Here is a 17,763-nt window from a genome sequence, read left to right on the forward strand (position 1 = left end):
GTGACAATCTCGAAGGAACTCAGTTCGATGAGCAAATCCCAGGCTGGATCCTGCTTCCAGGTGCGAACGGCCCTTGCGGCCGTCCGGCGCCGGACGAGAATGACGGCACCACGAGCTCGCACCACGCATCGGACCATCATGACCACACCGCCTCGCTACCTGGACAGCTCGCGTCCCGGAGACTGCATGTTGAAGCACGTCGGCTCGTCGTTGCCGGATCTCATGATCCACGTCCAGTACGACGACGCCGCGCGAACGGTCACGCTCACATCCGACGCATTCGACAGCACCCTGATCAGCGAGTTCGCAATCGAACATCTAACTCAAGCAGGGATCATCGTCTTTGCGGACGAGACCGGCGGGCCGCGGGTGCCGGGCTCGCGCTGGCAGCTCATGTTCTCGCTCGCCGGCGTTCTCTATGAGTGCGAGATCGCGCTGCAGTCCAGCCCAAAGGGTCGTCATGCAACGGCCAGGCTGAGTCCAAGGTGATCCACCGGCGGGCTGCGAGGCGGACGGACGGAATTGCTTTGTCTTAGATGAGGGATCCCAAGGGACCAGTCCGAGCAGGACCATTCCAAAACGGAAGAAATCCAGCCCGGATCAGGCTTCCAGGTGCGAACGGCCCCGGCGGACAAACTTCCGCGTCGTGAACGCGTGGTCGGCGCCTCGATGCGCTTCACGACAAGCGGAACGCTCGAGCGGATCGTTTCGATCATTGTTGCGCCACGAAATGGAAGCCGCAACAAAGACCAGCGATTGATCGTGGCCGTGCCGAGGCCAGGTTCTACGGCAAGCGGAACTTTGCGCGGTGCCCGGGCGGGAGCGGCGCGGCGGTAGGCCTAGACCCTGGAGCGTCCAGGGTCCAAGATCATCAGGTCGCGATGGCGGCGAGCAGGTCGAGCGCGCCAACGGCCGCGGCGGACTTGGACGCCTGTTTGCTCGCGCCGCCAGCGCGAAACTCTATCGAGTCGCCCGGCCGCGCCAGGTGCACGCGGCACTCGAACGAACTCGGGGTCTTCGAGATCTCGACGAACTCGTAGACGGGTGGTGCCAGGCGCGCCTTCTGCGCGTACTCCTGCAGCAGCTGGATCGCCCGACCAGGATTGACCACCTCCGGTACCGATCCGGCGTGGGCCGCCTGGTCGCTGGCCGGGACTTCGCCAGCTCCGCCAACCGGCGACGTCGGCGCAGAGTCTGGGTTCTCATTGCTGGCCGCGCGCACGAGCTGCTCGAGCAGCGCCTGGGCTGCAAGGGCTTCAGCCTGTCTCTTCGTCGAGGACTCGCGCGATCTGGCGCTCGCGCGTCCACCATTCACTGCGAGGTCGACCACGCATACAAAGGAAGGCGCGTTCGATGGTCCCGTCGACGAGCTGATGAATGTCGGCGTGCCAAGTTTGTTCTTCTGGCAGAACTCGAGAAGGGCGCCCTTGGCGTTCGGGAGCTGGGGACTGCCGACCGCCGCGGAAATGGTGGCCGGAGAGGGCGACGTTGCCTCGGTGTTGACGGCGCGCACCACCGGACGCGCGACATTCATGAAGTCGCACAGCGTCTGGAGCGCAGCGGCCTGCTCGGCCGACTTCTTCCTCACATCGGTGGCCACCGCGGTGTAGGTCGCCCCACGTTCGGCATCGCGCATGGTGGCGGTCGCGCGAAAGGACGGGCCCGCGGCGCCTGGTACGGAAACCTCCGCGAACTGAACATCGAAGGCTGCGATGGCGTTGATCGCCCGCGCATGGTTCACGAAAGACATTGCGCTCGCTGGCTTGGCGCTCACCATCGCGATGAACCCATCGGCCAGCGCCTGCGGCAGGAAACCGCGACCCTCGATGAACCGAACCGAGACTTTGTCTGCCAACGTGCCGGCGGCCATACGGCGCAGCAGTTCGTCAACCAGCGCTGGCGCGAAGGTACCGGCCAGGCCAACCTTCACCGCCTGGCCAAGCTCGTTGTCCGCCAGGCCGCGCAGCGCGTGCTGTGCGTTCGACTCGATCGCGGCTAGTGCCTTCGAAAGCACTGGAGCCTTGAAGAATTCTGAGGTCGCTTCCACGTTCGCCTCGGAGGCCTCGAACAGGTCGTTGCCGATCTCAGTCAGATCGTCTTGGGAATAGGGTAGGGCAGTGCCCTGGATGAGCGCGACGAGTTGGCGCTGGGCGACCAGGTCAGCGTAGCGTCTCAGGGGCGAGGTGATGTGGGCGTAGGCGGGCACGTTCAGGCCGTAGTGACCGGTGAGGGTGCTCATGTAGCGTGCCTTCTGGGCGATGAGGTTCAGTCGCTCGGCGGCCGCTGCAGACGATGCGTGTCCGCCGGCGATCCAGGCCTCGAGCGACTCCGGCGCGGCTGTGCCGCGGGGCGCCGAGATCCGGGGCTCGTGGCATCTATATAGAAAGGGCACATCCTTCCGGGCCGCGAGCTCTGCCACCGCCGCGTTTGCCGCGATCATCATCTCCTGGACCAGGATGTGGCCGACCATCTCGCTGGCGTCGTAGTACCGAATGCGACCCTCCTCGTCTGTGAGCAGACTCTGCTGCTGGTCGAAGATGGCAAGCGCGCCGCGCGCGCGACGCTGCTTCAGGAAACCTCTCGCGATCGCGATCGCATCCACCATCGGCAGGTGAAGCTCGTGCACCTGGTCGCCGGCGATCGCCGGGACATCTCGATAGGCGAGGCGCTGCGCGACAGTGATTTCGCCGAGCGAGAGGTGGGCGCCAGACAGCCGGCCGGCCAGGTCGAGCTCGAGGTCGATGAGCATGGCGGACCGAAGCTCGCCAGCGGTAAGTGTGGCCTGCAGTTCCGAAATGGGGCGCGGCAGCATCGGCTGGGTGGCCTGGCGCCCACGATAAACCGTCGCTCCCTGTTGGCGGGCGGCCTGGTCTTCCGCGCTGCCCATCGCCACCGCTGCCGACGGATTCGCGATCGCAACGCGAACGATCCACCCGGTCTTCGACCTCGCGACGCCAATCGCGTCGTCCAGGTCACGGGAATGTGGTTCGTCGATGGTGAACAGGGGGATATCGTTGTGCATAAAACATTGTGCTCAGGAAGGCTGGGCCTCCGTCAAGGCTTCGAGCCTGCCGGCGGACCCAAAAAAAAGCCGTGATCTCGGATGTTTCGAGTATTGTTGCGCCACCAAATTACAGCGCGCCAATAGTCCGATGCAAACAAAAGAAATTGTGTGCATCTTCCTGCATCGCGCACACTGACCACCATGGCGATTCTTCCCGCACCCCCCGGATCCGCAAGGCCTGGCGTCCGCACGCAGCCTCCAGAGCAAAGGGCGGGCGGTGGATTGTCTTCTCTCGAACGAGCCCGTTCACTGCGCACCCAGTTCGAGCAGACGGCGCGCGCACATGCTTTCTCGTTCAGTACTGCGCGGGTGGCTGCGGAGGCTGCCGCCGTGACGACGCCTCGGCCGACGTCGGGTGGCAAGGCCGAGGTCAAGTACGACGAGAACCAGCAGCAGCTCATCGATGCCCAGGACAAAGTCGTCATCGGCGAGGCGGTTGCCGGCGCCGGCAAGACGACCACAGCGATCGGCTTCGCGGCTGCGCGCCCAAGGAACAAGTTCCTCTACATGAGCTTCGGCCGCGCGAATGCGGACGAGGCCAAGAAGCGTTTCCCCTCGAATGTGAGCGTCTTCACGACCCACGGCCTGGCATTCAAGGCGCTGGGTCACACGTTCGAGGGCCGCCTCGTTCCCTCCTGGCGCCCGCGCGACATCGCCGATCAGCTGGGGGTGGAGAACCGCATCGCGGGATGCATCGGCAAGACTCTGGCTTCGTTCTACTCGAGCGTCGACAGCGACATCAACGAGTCGCACCTGGGGGCAGTCGCCGATTGGGGTCTGACGCCGGCGGAGCAGGGCGCAGTGCTCGAGCACACGCGCGCGGCCTGGAAGAAGATCATCGCCCCGGGCTCCACGATGCCCGTGACGCACGATACGTACCTGAAGCTGTGGACCATGCAGAGCCCGCGCTTGAGCTACGACTACCTGATCCTCGACGAGGCGCAGGATACAAACCCGCTCACGGAGCAGCTCGTGATGGCGCAGCTCGACCACTGCAAACTGTTGGCCATCGGCGACCGCCACCAGTCGATCTACGGCTTCCGCGGAGCGACCAACGCCATGCAGAACCTTCGCGAGATCGATGGCAGCCGCGTGGTCACCATGCCCCGCACCTGGCGCTTCGGGCCCCGGACGGCCGACGTCGCCAACAAGATCCTCCAGAACTTGAAGGGCGAGTCGATCGTGATCCAGGGCATGGGCAAAGACACTGGCTGGGGCCGGCAGTCCACGCTCCTGACACGCACGAATGCAGGCCTCTTCGACGAGGCCGTGTCTCGCCAAGGCCGCGGCGTCCACTGGCTCGGCGGCGTCGGAAACTACAACCTGGACGTGATCCGGGATGCGTACAACATCTGGGCTCGCTCGCTCCATGCCGTCCGGGCTCCGTTCATGAAGCGATTCCGCTCTTGGAATGAGTTCGTCGACTACTCGGAATCGTCGCGCGACGCCGAGACCCGCATGCTTATCAAGGTGGTGGAACGCCACGAGCACAAGATTCCCTACCTGATCGACCAGGTGATCAAGAACGAGGTCCGGGACCCGGCGGCTGCCGAGCTCACTCTGACCACCCTCCACAAGGCTAAGGGCATGGAGTGGGACTGCGTTCGGATTGGGAACGACTTCGAGTTCCTGTTCGAGGCAGAGAAGGAGATCTGCGAGACGGGAGAGCTCTCGCAGGCGACCCAGCAGGAGGTCAACCTCCTGTATGTCGGCATCACCCGGGCCCGCGGCATGTGCCGCCTGAACGATGAAACCGAGCAGTGGCTCAAGGAGCTTCCGATGCTCCAAGTGGAGCGCACGCGCGCCCTCGAGTTCATGAGCGGCGCCAGCGCGCGCCCCGCGGCCTGAGCCCCATGACCAGCACCACCGACTCCATCACTCTCGCCGACGGCAAGTACGCCATCGAGCTCGGCACCCAGAACGGCCGCTTTTCCTTCACTGCACTGAGGAACGGTCTACCGTGGCGGGACATGTCCGCCGACGGCGATGGCCTGATGCTGGCCATGTTCCAAAAGCTCCTCGAGCAACAGGACCGCATCGCCCAGCTCGAGCGCGCAGCCCAGGCGCCGACTCAGCGCACCCTGCAGCGCTGGGACGTGGAGGACGGAACCACCGAGCCTGTCGAGGCAGAACCGACCTACACCATGACCATGGACCCGCATCGAGGCCTGCTCGAGATTCGCCCCGCCGGATTGAGCGACGACCAGCTCGTCGGCTTGCCGCAGATGCTCGCGTACGTCGAAATCATGAATGGCCTCCCAAGGCTGATCGTCCAGACGGACATCATCAGCGGCGAAGTGGAGGCCCAGTTCATCTCGCTTCCGGACGGGCGTCTCGTGGACCGGCTCTACGCGATGCCCGACATCCAGGCCATCGGCGAGCAAATCCGTGCGCGCGGCACGGCCCGGTCCGAATCCACAGAGTCCCATCAGGCGCCCCGCGCCTGAACCAACTTTCAGTCAGCAACACGGCATCTCCCAAGAGCCATTCACCAGGAGCGACAGCATCATGACGAACCCAGCAACCCAAGCCGCCGGCACCAAGCCGCCCATTCGATTCAGTTTCGGCCGCTCCGCCGCGTTCGCGCCAACGCCAGCCACGGCACCCGCCGCGGCCCCAGCTGCTCCCGCATCGTCTGCCGTGGCGTCGACGCCAGTCGCAGCTGAAGCGGTGCTGACGACTGCGTCCGAGCATCCGGGCACCACCGCAAACGTTGCACCTGGTCAGCCGGCCGCCGACGCCGCTAGCCAGGCCGACGGCGCGGCTGCGGCCCCGGCGACCGAGCAGATCACCATCATGCTGCCGAGCGGCGGTCGCGAAGGTCAGGTTTTCGGCGGCGTCTTCGGTCGCATGGAAGATGGCAAATTCCGCACCGACCCGCTGTTGAAGCCGATCTACCTGCTCCAGCTCGTCGACGGCGCCGAGCCGGGCGCGGGCATGGACCAGCAGCGTCGCGACCTGATGTCGGCGATTGGCGGTCTGCCGGAAACGGTCACCATCTCGGTACCGACCGCTCTTGTCGCTCCTCTGAAGGCAACCCTCGCGCATCTGAGTGGTGCGCGCTGGGAACAGCTCTACGCGAGCGTCGGCCTGGCAGCCAACCCCATGGCAAAGTTCGCGTTGGCCAACGAGGCACGCATGGCGCGCGATGCGGTTGCCCAGATCACTCGAGTCGGCGGCGAGCTCTTCACGGTGCAGATCGCGGCGCCGAAGGAGCTGCGCTTCATGGAGGGCGGCGGCGACGACGAGTACGACGACTACGGGAGCGGGCTTACCGGTGTGCCGCAACCCGTTGCCGGCCAGCCTGTGACCACTGCCGTGGCCGGCGAGGTCGCATTGAATGCTGCCGGGCACGAGACGCTCGCCAGCGCCTGCAACGGCCGCCATGAAGGCGACACCGTGACCTACACGCACGTGGAGTCGTTCACTGTCCTGGCTGACAGCGCGGAGAACGCAGAGAGGGTGCTGGCGTTGGTGCCGCAATCGCTCAAGGTGCGCACCTCCATCGCGGCCAGCGACGTGATGGTGAACGGCCAGCCGTACATCCTGGCGGCCCCGGTGCTCGACGACGAAGGCCCGGCGGCCGACGCCCCTCGCTGAGCTCTCGGCGACACGCGGCGTCGCGAACTGACATCTTTTGGTTTACGACGCCGCGCGAGTAGTCTGGTACAAACGTAAAAACGTGCCAAAACATTGCGCAGGATTCGTGCGTGGAGCGACAATGATGCGAACAGACAACTCCCTCGGGGCTGCTCTTTGTCAGATCGAGGCGGGCTGCTACACATCCGGTGACAGGCCGCCAGCACGATGGCGATCGCTGCTTCGGCACGCACGCGCCATTTGCATCACGGGGTTGAGAGTGCGCCTGCCATCAGGCGAGTGATGAATCGGAAAGGCAAAAAAAAGCGAGCACCGGATAAATCCAGAATGCTCGCTGCGGGTGACCAAGTCACCGATCAAGGCTGAAACGAAGTCCGAAGATCCTCGCGTTCAAACTCAACCGCTGCCTCAGTACCGAGGAAGATGCCTTTCAAGGCAGTTCTCAGTACCGGGTAGCAGGATTGAGGGACACAGAGCTGCATCACCACCGAATCGCGCCACCCAGAGTGTGAAAAGCACCAAAGGGCAAAACGTTGGCGCGATTATGGTAGATGCATCTACCAAGTGTCAACGCGACGACCTCTTCTGAAGCTCGTTCGACGCCGTGCTCGCGTGCCTTGTGGTCGTTGCGCAGCGCGATCCAGCACTACATCTACCAGACTTCTACCATCTCTCTACCAAGTGGAGATTCGGCAGCCTGTTTTGGCCGACAACATAACCTGTACCAGTCAAGGGGATATTCGGCGCGGTAGTTGAACGTTGAGCGTGGTCCTCGGGGCCGCGGCATTCTCGAAATTGGCCTGCGCGGCCACCGGAGCTCGTTCGTTTGCGACGAGCAGTGCAAGACAGCGGCCTACTTTTTGAAGACGAGGATCTGGACGGCGGGGGCGGCGGCGAGCCGTCCACGTTGGCGCAGTTGGCCTATGGGGGTGTGCTCGAGACTTCGCGCGCGCTCGGTGTCGATGGCTATTCGTCCGAGCAGCTTTCCCGCAGCGGCTTCTTCACGATCTTGAACCTGGGGCCCGGCGTCGCGAAGCCCCAACGGAGCTACCACCTTAGCCAGCTGAACGAGGTGATCGCAGCTGCAGAGAAGATGCGCCTCCCGGATTTCTATGTGGGCAACGCGCTGTATGCGAGCAAGAGGTCGCGCCAGATCTCCAACGTCAAGTCGCTCCAGGTCGCTTGGGTGGACCTTGACTGCTACAACGAAGGCATTGACCCCACCCCGGAGTTCGTCGAGAAGCTCATTGCAAGAGCGCGTTTCGCTGGGATCCCCGCTCCGAGCCACGTCGTCTCCTCGGGCCGCGGTCTCTATCTGAAGTGGCTCCTCGACAAGCCGGTTCCTGACAGCCTGCTGCCGGCCTGGAATCAGGTCCAGCGCGCCCTCAGCCAGCTCTATGTGGATCTCGGCGCCGACATCAAGGCTACCGATGCAGCGCGCGTGCTCCGCGTCGTGAACACAATGAACGGCAAAGTGATAGCCGAACAGAGGCGCGCGGGCAGTGGCCTGGTCGGCGTCGTCTGGGATGGCGGCCAGCGCCACTCGTTCGAAACGCTGTGGCAAACCGTCAACTTGCTGGACCTGGAGACCACGAAGGCGATCAAGAAGGCGGGCGCGAAGGTAGCGCATCTGGCTGGCCGCAACAGATTGGTCCCGGACTTCATTCTGCCGCCGGGCGCGCGCGGCGACCTCGGCCTCCTCGAAGAGTTCGGAACCACGCGCCTCCCTCGCCTCGACCTCGAGGCCAAGGCCAGGGCCGAAGGGAAGGGCAATGGCTTCTCCGGTGTCTCACTGGCCTGGAATCGCTTCCTCGACCTGCGCGACCTCATGCATCGGCGCGCTGAGGCGACTGGCGGTACCGGTGTTCAAGAGGGCTCGCGCGATCTGACCATGCTCTGGATGGTCAACTTCCTGGCTCAAGCTCGGGTCGTGAACTCGAAGAACGTCTATCGCGAGATCGATGGACTGATGCGGGCGTTCGACGGCGCCGATCTGCCTGGGCCTCGTGGGTTCGAGCATCCTGAGAAGTCCGGTTCGCTGGACACCTTGGTCAGTCGAATCAAGGCGAGTGAGGCCGGCCACAAGGTCCGTCACGCGGGCGGCCTGTGGGATCCGAAATACACGCCTTCGAACGACTACCTCATCAACGTCTTCGGCATCACAGGCGACGAGATGCGGGATATGCGCACGCTTATCGATCAGAACGAGAAGCGCGCGCGGGCCGATCGCCAGGTGGTAGGCCGCGCCGAGCGCCGCGCGGTTCGCCACTCGTGGAACGACCAGGCGCTGCGACTGCGCGACGAGCGTGTCGCGGCGCTGAAGGGTGGAGATACCTCAGTGCCGGAGCAGAAGTTGTGCGCCTGGATTGCTCACGAGTTGAAGCTCGGGACCGACCAGGTCCGCAAGTTCTTCAAGCGTCACGACGACAAGGTCCGCCTTGCCGAAGCCCGCAAACGAGGCGAGGCTCCGGCAAGGGCCTATCGCAAAGCAGCAGAGCTGACCCCCGACGAGCTGGAGGCTCGGAATCGCCTGAACGCGAAGAGGAAGCAAGCACGCTTCCTCAAGGGGCTCCGCGGCAACGGATACACCGGGGACGGTAGCGCGGAGGACGTGCAGGCCTGGCTCGACGCGAAGACCGAGGCGTTCAAACAGGACAACGAGCGCGCCACCGCGGCCGCCGTCGATCAAGCGCTGCAAACGCAGGCGGAGGGTCGCCGCGGGATGAACGCAGTGTTGGAGCGGTTGCTGCGTAAGACAGGTGATCGCGCCGGCGCGACCGATGCTCCGGACGTCCTCCCGCCGGCGTGGCCGGCGTGCGTGGCCGACACGATAGGCGGCGGCATGGCGAGCGGCGGAGATCGGCAGGAGGAGGGCGCCGATTCGATCCTTACATCGGAGTCGGAACGAGTTGCCAAAACATTATTCCGTTCTATAAGTCAGATGCGGGACAATCCGGCGAACCAGGCGCCTACCATGAATCCGCTTCCTTCCGAACAGCCGAGCCCAGACGAACCTGCATCCGTCTCCATTGTGGGAGCGGGGAAAAAGGCGTCGAAGCGTTCACTCTTGAACAAGGCCCGCAAGGCCCAGAACAAGGATCCGCTTCTGGTGAGTGCGAACGATCCCGTGATCGAGCCCGCGTCCACGACACCTACTGCTCCGCTGGAGGCCGCGTCAAGTACGCCGCAGGATGTTGCGCGGATCGCAACCGGCGTCATTCCTCCCGATCTCATCGAGTCCTGGGGCGAACCTTCACCGGATGACTCGGAGCAAGCCGGCATGCCGGACCTTGACGACGGCTACCTCGATTCATTCACCGAAGCGGAAGCGCCTGGCGCCTCCTCGCCGCGGGTGACCAAGGCGGAGCAACCGTCCGACGAGGCGGGTGGTCCTGCCGCATCGGTCTCCTCGGTCTCATCTGCCGCCGTATTTGCCTCTGCACGGCCAGCGCCAGTCCTGGCATTCGCGCGCGGAGCCAACGCGCGCGCTCCGATCGCCCCAGGTGTCGGACGTGGCTTCGGGTTCAACCGCCCCACGTCGCTGGGGAAGGCACGCACCAGCCCAGTTCCCGCATCAGTCGATCCGGCAGCATCGGGAGAAGTAGGGTTCGCCCCCGTGCGCAGAGCCGTCTCCGCACCCACCCAGCCCCTTGGCTTTGGCGGGCCGCCCCGGTTGTCGCCTGACCAAGCGCGCGCGAACGGCCAACACCAGGACTTCGCCAAGCTCTTCGAGGAACCGCGCTACGAAGCCAACGGCATTCCGGTCACTTACCCGAAGGCCGATGTCTGGCCGCACGAGGACCTCCCTGCCGGCAGCCGCTACACCCGCGAGGAGTGGGCCAAGGCGCGTGAGCCCGACGCAGAACTCCCGACCGGCCACGTGGTCGTCGAACTGCAGGTTGGCAATCCCATCACCTCCGCGCTGATCAAGGTGCCCCGCAAGGCGCCCGCCGTGGGAGGTCCTGCACTGGTCGCCCGCACCCGTGTAGTCGACGGCAAGGTCGTCAAGGCAGAACCTTGGAAAGGCATCGACGACGCGATGGCCGACGCGATCGCCGACACAATTGTTGTTTCCCGGAAGTCGCCCCTTGCGGCCGAGGTGCGCGGTGCGGTCGAGGGCGGGCTCGAGATCGTTCGCGGCGGGGTGAGCACCTATTTCCGCTTCATCCGCCCGAAGAGCCACTTCACGGATCCGGACAAGTTCATTTACATCAACTCAAAGCTTCAGATGACCGGTTCCTTGGGCGACGTGGGTGCGCGCGCGGCGACTCCTGTCGAAGGGACACCACCGGCGGACGCAGTTGAGCAGGTAGAACTCGAAACAGCGGAGGCCCCCCGTGGTTGACGACAAGGCTCGCCGGGCGATCGACTACGGCACTCGCCAATGGACGCCCGAGGACGATCTTGCCTCGGCGCGTATGGGGCTACAGCGTCGGCTCGATAGCCAACGTGCGCGTCGACATGCGCACCAGGGCGCGGGCGAACGCACTCCGGCGGCCCGGCCGGTGCCCGACAACAGGCAGCCGATCGCTCAGGTCACGCTCAGCTACGCCGAGCTCCTCAGAGCGCTGTCCCTTGCTGCGGCCGACCAGCGCGGCGTCACTCTGACGCGCACCGCGCACAACGTCTATCTCAAGCTGGCGAATCCGAGCGACGAGGGTTCGGCGGCAGATGGCATCGCGGCACTCATCGAGCTTGAGCTGGCTGTTCGCGATCGCCTCGAGGCGTCTGTCGCTCGCAGTTACCTCGGACTCAACGGTCTCGACCACGAGCTCGGCAGCGAGGCCGAGAGTGAACCGGCTGATCATTCGACTGAGCGGATGGGTTGATGATGAGCGCCCTCCTGGATCAAGAGAACGAGTTGCCCGGCAGCAACTGGGCGCGCGTCGCCACGATAGAAGGGTTTCTGGAGCGCGTCCAATACATGCCGGATGTCGAGGCGGAGCAAGAGCTTCTCGCCAGAAAGAATCTGCAAGCTGCCGAGACTGCTCGGTTGCAGATGGAGCTCCGACGGCTCGACTCCGCTCGGGGAGTCAAGTGCAAGGAATCACGCGACATTGGATATCGCCTCCAAGCGATGACATCCGACAACGCGCGACTGGCCTCGACGCTGAAGGAGCTGCGAATCCGGATGGAGCGGTCCAACTGGTCGAACGCAGTACGTGCCGTTTTCGGAAGTGAAGGTCGGGCGCAATGTCGGGAATGGATGGCCGCCGAGCAGGCTGCGTCTTCTGCGCAGTTCATCTTGCCTGGGCCAACGCTGCCCACGCGCGACGAATCAGAGGAAGAAGAGGTAGAAAGGCCGCGCGGCTGATCGCCTGCTTCCAGCCATCAGCGCACTGAGCCTCGAAGGTCCGCCGACGCCGCTCTGTAGATCTTTGTCGCCGGACTTTCCGCTGGCTGCTCTCCTTCTCCGGCCAGCATGCCGGCCGACAGACCTCCCGCTCCGCCCAACCTAGTGCCCATTTGCTAGCTGCGTCTACTGCCAGGCTGGTACATACGGCGCGATGCTGCCTGCTACCGCGTGACCAACAGGAAGGTGCGCGAGATGCTGAACTTCGAACGGTGAGACCTTACCGAACTCCACTCTCCCTGGTACCTTGTTTTGGACATCACAACTGGTCCCACGAGGAACATCATGAACAAGCGCCTTCTTGGCTCCGAGATGATAGCCATCAGGTCGACAGCTTTCTACGGAGAGCGCATCCGTGCACTGCGAACCGCGAAGCGATGGACCCAAGTGGATCTAGCGCGTCGAGCCAACGTGTCGCAGTCCACCGTCATTGCGGTGGAACGCGGCGATTCCACGAACCGACGCATGATCACCCATCTGGCAGGTGTTCTTGGCGCGGACTTCGCGTGCATGCCTGGGCGCGTACCTAGGCCCACGACGATGTTGAACTTCACGCCAGACCGCCGGGAACTGCTCTTGGAGCACCCGGCTGCGTTCGCGCACGCGTACGCTGCAATCATGAAGGCCATGGGTCCCGTTTCAAGGTGAGCACGCAAGCGCCTCACCTCATGAACGGGGCCGATACAGTATCCACGAGCCTCGAAGAGGCTGCCGCGCGCGCCGTACCCAGCGAATGCATGGTGCTGGTCACCATGCGCTCGGAGGAGGGTCGCGTTCGGCTCCACCGACTTCATGTGAGCTGGGCGAAAAGGCGTGCTGCGCCTTAGGCGGACGGTGCCATCTCCTACGGTCCGACACAGGGAACGGGGTAGCCAAAGACTCCAGCGTGGAACTGATCCACCACCTATCGCAAACCCATGGTCGACTGATATCTTGAACTGGAGAGCTATTTCCAGACACAAACTCCACCACCGCCCAAACAGCACTATGACGGCTTCGACCCCGGCAACAATATCGATCCGCTTGGCGGACGCTCTAACGCGAACCGACGCGAAGAACAGGGCAGTCGCTGCCGCGTGGATCCGCGAGGACGCACGGTCGGCACGTGACAGCGACTCGGATGCAGGCCTCCGCCCCAATCTCGCGCTGGCCGAACTGCTCGATGAGATCGCCAACAACCTGGATGGCTACCCTTGCCTGGCCGAAGGCGAGGTTCTGCGTCTTGTCGAGCGGACGGCACTGGATGCATCCGTCGCTGAGCTCGAGGCACTGAATGCGCGAGCGACCGCAGAGCCGCTGTATCCATCAGAAGGGGAATCGCTCGCACTGGTGCTGCATGAACTGAAGCGCCTTCGTTCGCCCTTTCCAGTAGTAGCGAAGGTCGTCAACAAACTGGGTGCTCGCACACTCCAATGGACGCATGCCGCCGAAGGCTTGCCCGATGGCACATGCCTCTATGCCGGCCCCGCCAGCTCTACCGTTCTGGCAGAGGAGCTGGCGCCCGCCGAGTCCGGAGTTTTGTCGCACAACCCGCAGGCTCCTGATCCCGCGGTGGTTACTCAGGAGGACCTGGAGGCACTCCTCTACGTCGAGGACATGGTTCGAAGCAGCGGCTTCGGCGACAAGGCCGACCGCCTGACGCACCTTCATGACGTGCTGCTGCGCGTGGCACAAGGACGCGAGGCTTCGCATTACAAGGAATCGCTCGACCGCGCCGTGCAGCGGCTGGTGCTGATGCGCGAGCTCATCCCCGCAGAAGCCCTTCGCACATTCGAGGTCGAGTGGCGTACGCGAAAGCGTGAGCCTCTGGCCGACGCCGATGCGCTCAACTTGCCTGAGACGGTGCGCAGCGAGCTGCGAGCCATGGCCGGCCACTGCGGCGCTGTGGCGTATTCGCCAGTGCCATTGCGCGCGGTGCGCGGGGTAAGCCTGACGTTCGAGCAGCTGGAGGCGTTTGCCTTGCTCGTGTCGGGCGCAGTGTGGCCAGTACCGACTGAGGCGCCACGATGAGCGGAGATCTGGATGCATGGCTCAAGGCAGGAAAGCACCTGCCGCCCGCCCTGCGCGACTTCCACGATCAGAAGGAAGTGTTTGGCGCGATGCACACGCTCCAGGGCACGGGCGACCCGGGTGGTGCGCAGAATCGGGTCGAGCAGCTCTTCGAGGTTACGCCGGTGGCGGGGCACGCTTACGTGGTGGACCGTTTCCTCACCTTCCTCGCTCGACGCGGCTGGACCTTGCAGCGCAGCAGGGCTGACCTCCCCTTCGGAGATCTGGACGCCGATGTGAAGAGAGTGGCCGCAGCGCGCAGAGCGCAGTTCCAGGCGCTCGTCCTCGGAATTCCCCGGCCTGTTGGCGGAAACCCTGAAAGCGAAGGAGGACGTCTGACCCCCACCGCCGGTGGCGAAGAGCCCCTGGACGAACCTGTCAGCGAGAACCCCTGGCGGGACCTGGTCTGGAAGTTGGCCGTCGAGCTCAACTGCCTCCCGAGCTCGGCCGCGAGCGGCAACGACCATCTGGTCGCCGCGGCACGCAGGCTCTCTGCCCAGGCGCGGTCGCCCGGAGCGCCACTGACTGATGAGCAGATCCTTGAGTGCGAGAACTTCGCCTCGAGGTCTGCCCGGACCACCCGCGACCTGACGCTGCGAACCGTTCGCCTGGCCTCAGCTATTGAAGCGAATCCCATGACGGTGGCGGCGGCGGCGGCGGCGCGCGCGCTGGGGAAGCCGTACTTTGATCGCAAGCCAGGCTACGCGGGCGAGCCAGTGCCGACGACCTGGATGGAACGCTTTCGCGAGATATGTGCGAGCAGTGGGTGCGCAACGAACAGATCGACGGCGCCGATCCTCTGCAGGCCTGGGCGGTGGACCACGCCCAGGTGGCCTGGCACACAGGCATTGGCACCATCGAGGCGGCGCAGGTCTGGGCCGACACCCCGGAGGAGGGCGTCGCCCACGAGGACCGCGAGGATGCTTATCCGCAGGACGTTGGAGGCGCCGATCGTTCAGGGCAGGAGCGGCCGGCATGAAGGCGCAGGACATCGTGGCCACGGCAACGCACTTCTACGTGGCCAACCTCAGTCACGGCATCAAGGAGCACCGGTACATCGCCTTCTGGCGTCCCAACCATGCGGGATACGCGTACCCCTTGTCGTGGGCCGGCCGATATGACCGCGCGACGGTCTTGTCTCACCTCGACCACTACAACAGCGGCGACAACATCGCGGTGCCCTGCAAGATCGTCGAGCAGCTCGCGATCGCGCCGGCGCCCGGAGCGATAGATGGGGACGCAGGTCCTGTTGTCCCGAGCAACGCCGAGTGCTGGGACGTGCTCATCGCGTACAAGGTCGCTGACACCAAGTACGAGCCAAAGCCCAAGTACCGGCGCGTGCCGCGTACCGTTCGAGCCCGGGGCGCTGAGCCTTCAAACTCACCGACCTTTACGAAACCCGACTGAGGATCTCATGTTGAAGAAGACGATTGCGATGCTGGGCCTGGCGCTACTAGCTGGCGTGCACGGCGCTGCTGCGAACACGTTCGAGTGGTACAAGGCCCATCCCGAGCAGGCCAAGGCCATGTTCGACGCCTGCAAGGAGCGGCTGAAGTCCAACGAGAAGCTCAGCCAGGCCGAGAGGGAGGAGTGTCGCCGGGCGGGTGATGCGGTGATGACGGGCGGCAAGTACGAGAGGCGCACGCCGGCCAAGACCTGGTGAACCGCCGGCGCGCGGCGCGTGGAGGGGCGCGATTGACCGCCACCCACCCGTCTGCATATGTCGAAGCCTAGACACAGCGATAGCTCGCCGTGACCAGCACGGAATCCCAGGAGGAGGAGTGCAGCGCCGACCTGCCGGAGCCAATCGAGTAAGTGCTACCGGTCTTCCACGATGCGTCCGACACCCTTATGCTCTGCGAAGACAACTGTCCCGGACCACCTGGAGGCTAAATGACTGACCGCTCGGAAGTGCGCGAAGAGATCAAGCTGCGCTTGGAGAAATGGAAATTCGCCGTCTCCATTCTCGGCATTTTCGCCATCGGCTTCGCCGGTTTACAGTGGCAAAACCAAAGTGACCAACTCGAAGTCGCCAACAGGAATGCTCTCCAAGGCGTCTACCAGAAGATCTCCTCTGTTTGGAGCGACCACGTAGGCCTGCTGATCGATCGGCCGAAGCTGCGCCCGTACTTCACCTCGAACGTTGCGCTACCTCAAGGGGAAGAAGATGCCCAAGCGGTACTTGCATTCGGAGACGCCCGCCTCGAGGCAATGGACGCAATCTTGACCTACGCATACATGCAGGGAGGCCTTGGACAGATCGACGGCTGGAAGGTGCCCTTTTGAACGGCCTTCCAGCAAAGCAAAGTTCTATGCGAGCGATTTCGGGATGTTAAGAAGAACTACGGCAAGTTCCTCAATGAGATAGCTGAGCAAGCCAAGTGCACAGCGCCATAGGGCAGCTGTGTAAGCGCGAGTCGGCGATACGTCGACGCTACGTCTCAGCTGAACCGCCAGGGTCGCTTTCATCCGAGATGGAGGCGATGCGCCTCGGTTGATCATCCGGACGCAAAGCGGCTAGCCAGGCGCCCCTGCAGCTACGGGCTCTCTTGCGGTGCGGAGGCCCTTGGCGACTCTTGGGCTGTCAAGTAGCGCAGCGGGTCCACCGCCGCGCCACCGCGTCGCAGCTCGAAGTGCAGCTTCACCCGGTCTGCGTCGGTGCTCCCCATCCGCGAGATCACCTGGCCGCGCTGAACCTTCTGGCCATCCTTGACCAGCACCTGGCTGTTGTGGGCATAGGCGGTCATGAAGGCTCCGTCGTGCTTGATCATGACCAGCTGCCCGTATCCGCGCGGGCCCTGCGCCGCAAAAACAACCTGCCCACCGCGTGCCGCGTACACGGGATCGCCCATTGCCCCCGCGAAGTCCACGCCCTTGTTTGCCCTCCCGTCGAATCGTGTCAGCACCGGGCCGGCGGCGGGGCGGAGAAAGCTTCGCTGGGAAGGGTCTACGGGCGCATCACCGCTCGAGCTGGCTCGAGGCTTTTGCGTCGCGGTGTCGGCGCGAGCCTGGCGCTCTGAGCCTTGAGGCTTGGCGCGAGCGCCCTTCCTCGGCGGGCCGGTAGTTGGCCGCACCTTCGAAGCGCTTGAGGGTGGCGCAGCTCGCGCAGCTGCGGATGGCGCATTGGCCTCGGCGGCCGTGGACGGTGCGGCCTTTGATGCACGTGTCGGGGCGGGTTGGGTCGCACAGCCGAAGAGGATCAGCAGCGCAATGCCACTGGCGAGTCGGGCCAGGACGGCTGGCCGCCACGCCTCGGGCGGTGGATTCTCATCACTCATGGGCGTCACTGTATGTCGAAAGAGGTACCTGAGCGCCGATACCAGCATGTGAGAGGAAAAACGTCCGCGAAGAACATTGCATTATTTGCACGCAGTTTGATACTCTAATGCGGAGAAAATAAGGCACGCATCATGAATCAACCCAAAGAGATCATCAAGGCGCCCATCCGCCCCATCGCGATCGGCCAGGTCTGGGCGCAGGCCGATCCACGGATCCCGACCGCTCCGCGGATCGAGGTCGTAGAGATGAGCGCGCCGCGCAAGCATCTATTCGCCCGCAACAAGGTTGCAGTCGTCCAGGACATCGGCATCAAGAACATGGCCACCGGGCGCGTCTCGCATGCACGGAGCGATCGCTTCAACGGCAAGAAGGACGGCTACGTCTTCGTGCGTGAGGCGCCGAAGTTGTGAGCGAACGA

At 64.2% G+C, this 17,763-nt stretch carries 16 protein-coding genes; 14 read left to right on the forward strand and 2 right to left on the reverse strand.

Annotation, left to right across the window (positions count from 1 at the left end; genetic code table 11):
- Positions 1-186 precede the first annotated feature (186 nt).
- Positions 187-489 carry a hypothetical protein gene (locus ACSQ89_RS42100; protein ID WP_436298074.1) on the forward strand — a complete coding sequence of 101 codons (303 nt, stop codon included), beginning with the start codon at positions 187-189 and terminating at the stop codon, positions 487-489.
- Between the two features lie 382 nt (positions 490-871).
- Here the strand turns inward: ACSQ89_RS42100 and ACSQ89_RS42105 are convergent, their stop codons facing one another.
- Positions 872-3,022 carry an RNB domain-containing ribonuclease gene (locus tag ACSQ89_RS42105; protein WP_436298075.1) on the reverse strand — a complete coding sequence of 717 codons (2,151 nt, stop codon included), beginning with the start codon at positions 3,020-3,022 and terminating at the stop codon, positions 872-874.
- A 372-nt stretch (positions 3,023-3,394) separates the two neighbouring features.
- Between ACSQ89_RS42105 and ACSQ89_RS42110 the strand changes: the two genes are divergently transcribed.
- The 12 genes from ACSQ89_RS42110 to ACSQ89_RS42165 all read left to right on the forward strand — a co-directional run bounded on the left by ACSQ89_RS42110 (position 3,395) and on the right by ACSQ89_RS42165 (position 16,352).
- On the forward strand, positions 3,395-4,912 hold the full coding sequence (locus ACSQ89_RS42110; protein WP_436298076.1) for a UvrD-helicase domain-containing protein: 1,518 nt from the start codon (positions 3,395-3,397) through the stop codon (positions 4,910-4,912).
- Between the two features lie 5 nt (positions 4,913-4,917).
- The gene (locus tag ACSQ89_RS42115) at positions 4,918-5,511 is read left to right on the forward strand and encodes a hypothetical protein (protein ID WP_436298077.1); all 594 of its coding nucleotides are present in this window, start codon (positions 4,918-4,920) and stop codon (positions 5,509-5,511) included.
- A gap of 61 nt (positions 5,512-5,572) precedes the next feature.
- Positions 5,573-6,664: a hypothetical protein gene (locus tag ACSQ89_RS42120; RefSeq protein WP_436298078.1), complete on the forward strand. Its 1,092-nt coding sequence runs from the start codon at positions 5,573-5,575 to the stop codon at positions 6,662-6,664.
- An 838-nt stretch (positions 6,665-7,502) separates the two neighbouring features.
- Positions 7,503-11,009, forward strand: coding sequence for a hypothetical protein (locus ACSQ89_RS42125; RefSeq protein ID WP_436298079.1), 3,507 nt, complete (start codon positions 7,503-7,505; stop codon positions 11,007-11,009).
- Positions 11,002-11,493: a hypothetical protein gene (locus ACSQ89_RS42130; RefSeq protein ID WP_436298080.1), complete on the forward strand. Its 492-nt coding sequence runs from the start codon at positions 11,002-11,004 to the stop codon at positions 11,491-11,493. Before ACSQ89_RS42125 ends, ACSQ89_RS42130 begins: the two co-directional genes overlap by 8 nt.
- A gap of 2 nt (positions 11,494-11,495) precedes the next feature.
- Positions 11,496-11,978: a hypothetical protein gene (locus ACSQ89_RS42135; protein WP_436298081.1), complete on the forward strand. Its 483-nt coding sequence runs from the start codon at positions 11,496-11,498 to the stop codon at positions 11,976-11,978.
- 324 nt (positions 11,979-12,302) lie between these two features.
- Positions 12,303-12,665: a helix-turn-helix domain-containing protein gene (locus ACSQ89_RS42140; protein ID WP_436298082.1), complete on the forward strand. Its 363-nt coding sequence runs from the start codon at positions 12,303-12,305 to the stop codon at positions 12,663-12,665.
- Between the two features lie 339 nt (positions 12,666-13,004).
- Positions 13,005-14,027 (forward strand): hypothetical protein, encoded by a 1,023-nt coding sequence (locus ACSQ89_RS42145; RefSeq protein WP_436298083.1) that lies wholly within the window; start codon positions 13,005-13,007, stop codon positions 14,025-14,027.
- 790 nt (positions 14,028-14,817) lie between these two features.
- On the forward strand, positions 14,818-15,045 hold the full coding sequence (locus ACSQ89_RS42150) for a hypothetical protein (RefSeq protein WP_436298084.1): 228 nt from the start codon (positions 14,818-14,820) through the stop codon (positions 15,043-15,045).
- Positions 15,042-15,473 (forward strand): hypothetical protein, encoded by a 432-nt coding sequence (locus ACSQ89_RS42155; protein ID WP_436298085.1) that lies wholly within the window; start codon positions 15,042-15,044, stop codon positions 15,471-15,473. The genes ACSQ89_RS42150 and ACSQ89_RS42155 overlap by 4 nt, the downstream gene beginning before the upstream one ends.
- A gap of 7 nt (positions 15,474-15,480) precedes the next feature.
- Positions 15,481-15,729 carry a hypothetical protein gene (locus tag ACSQ89_RS42160; RefSeq protein WP_436298086.1) on the forward strand — a complete coding sequence of 83 codons (249 nt, stop codon included), beginning with the start codon at positions 15,481-15,483 and terminating at the stop codon, positions 15,727-15,729.
- 230 nt (positions 15,730-15,959) lie between these two features.
- Positions 15,960-16,352 (forward strand): hypothetical protein, encoded by a 393-nt coding sequence (locus ACSQ89_RS42165; RefSeq protein ID WP_436298087.1) that lies wholly within the window; start codon positions 15,960-15,962, stop codon positions 16,350-16,352.
- 251 nt (positions 16,353-16,603) lie between these two features.
- Here the strand turns inward: ACSQ89_RS42165 and ACSQ89_RS42170 are convergent, their stop codons facing one another.
- Positions 16,604-16,972 (reverse strand): M23 family metallopeptidase, encoded by a 369-nt coding sequence (locus ACSQ89_RS42170; RefSeq protein ID WP_436298088.1) that lies wholly within the window; start codon positions 16,970-16,972, stop codon positions 16,604-16,606.
- Positions 16,973-17,476: 504 nt separating this feature from the next.
- Between ACSQ89_RS42170 and ACSQ89_RS42175 the strand changes: the two genes are divergently transcribed.
- Positions 17,477-17,755 (forward strand): hypothetical protein, encoded by a 279-nt coding sequence (locus ACSQ89_RS42175; RefSeq protein ID WP_436298089.1) that lies wholly within the window; start codon positions 17,477-17,479, stop codon positions 17,753-17,755.
- Positions 17,756-17,763: the final 8 nt, after the last annotated feature.

The sequence above is a fragment of the Variovorax sp. LjRoot175 genome (assembly GCF_964253805.1).
Lineage (GTDB): Bacteria > Pseudomonadota > Gammaproteobacteria > Burkholderiales > Burkholderiaceae_C > Variovorax.